Source organism: Rhodoferax sp. TH121, from assembly GCF_002251855.1.
In the GTDB taxonomy this organism is placed as follows: Bacteria; Pseudomonadota; Gammaproteobacteria; order Burkholderiales; family Burkholderiaceae_C; genus Allorhodoferax.
This window is the reverse complement of record NZ_NOXW01000004.1, coordinates 1-1286: the sequence shown is the minus strand read 5'-3', so window position 1 is coordinate 1286 and position 1286 is coordinate 1. Positions and strand designations below refer to the sequence as shown.

The 1286-nt window shown below is 59.6% G+C and carries 1 protein-coding gene; it reads left to right on the top strand.

The window, feature by feature from the left end:
- Nucleotides 1–294: 294 nt before the first annotated feature.
- Nucleotides 295–1286, top strand: a 992-nt coding sequence (locus CHU94_RS00025) for a SpvB/TcaC N-terminal domain-containing protein (RefSeq protein ID WP_217901267.1), incomplete at its 3' end; no start/stop codon positions are given.

Genomic DNA, 1286 nt, shown 5'->3' with positions numbered 1-1286 from the left:
CTTTGCAGGCTGTAAAACTTTAGTGAGCAGATTGTGAGCCTCGGCTTCAAATGTATTTGGGTGAACAAAGCGCTCTAAATTTGTAGCGTGAGTGCGTCATGTTTGTAAGAGTTGATTTGTTTTTGTACCTGTTCGTAGAACTTCTGAATTAGTATCTGCACGATTTTGAGGAAACGGCCGGTAGAGCGTGGTAGCCCGCGCAATACAAGGCCCTGAAGGAGGATCACTGCGGCATGTACTGTGGTGATTGGTAACAACAACCCCTGTCCCCACTGAGGGCAAAGGTGAGCACTTATGCGTATTCATCGCATCGCACATCGGGCATTGCTATGCCTGTTGACGACGACCTGTATCCTGGCGCAAGCCCAGACAGCAAGTAGCCAGGGAGCTGTTCCTCAGGTCAGCACCCCCGGCCAGTTTGCAGTCAGCCCCAGTGGAGCCGCCACCTACCGCATCCCGATTCAGGTGCCACCGGGCGTGGCGGGCATGCAACCCAAGCTCGAAGTCGTCTACAGCAGCCAAAGCGGCAATGGCTTCCTGGGACTTGGTTGGGGTTTGTCGGGTCTCTCCACGGTCACCCGTTGTCCCCGAACCCAAGCCCAGGACGGAGTGCGCTCGGGAGTCAACTTCGACGCTAATGACCGCTTCTGCATGGATGGACAGCGCCTCATCCTGGTATCGGGCACCTACGGAGCCGCGGGTAGCGAATACCGTACCGAGATCGAGAGCTTTGCCAAGATCACCGCAGTAGGCACTGCCGGCAGTGGCCCGGCCAGCTTCCTCGTCAAGACCAAGAGCGGCCTGACCATGGAGTTTGGCAACACCGCCGACTCCCGCATCGAAGCCATCAAGGCAGCCACTGGTAGCTCCGCCTGGACCGCTGGCACCGTACGCAGCTGGGCCCAGAACAAACTCAGCGACGTCAAGGGCAACTACCTCACCATCGCCTACAGCGAAGACAGCGCCACGGGCAGTTACCTCCCTAGCCGTATCGACTACAGCGGAAACGCCAGCTCCAGCCCGGCCCTCACCCCTGGCTTCTCTGTCGTATTTGTCCCTTCCAGCACCGCCCGAGTGGACGCCACCACCGGCTACCAGGCCGGCGCCACCTACACCAACACCAAGCGCCTGGCCAAGATCCAGACCTACGCGGGCGCTGCGCTGGTCAAGGAATACCGGCTGGACTATGCGGCCCAGGCCAGTGCCATGGACCGCAGCAAGCTCAGCAGCATCACCGAATGTGACGCGGTGGGGGCGTGTCTGCCAGCTACCAGCGTGCAGTGGGG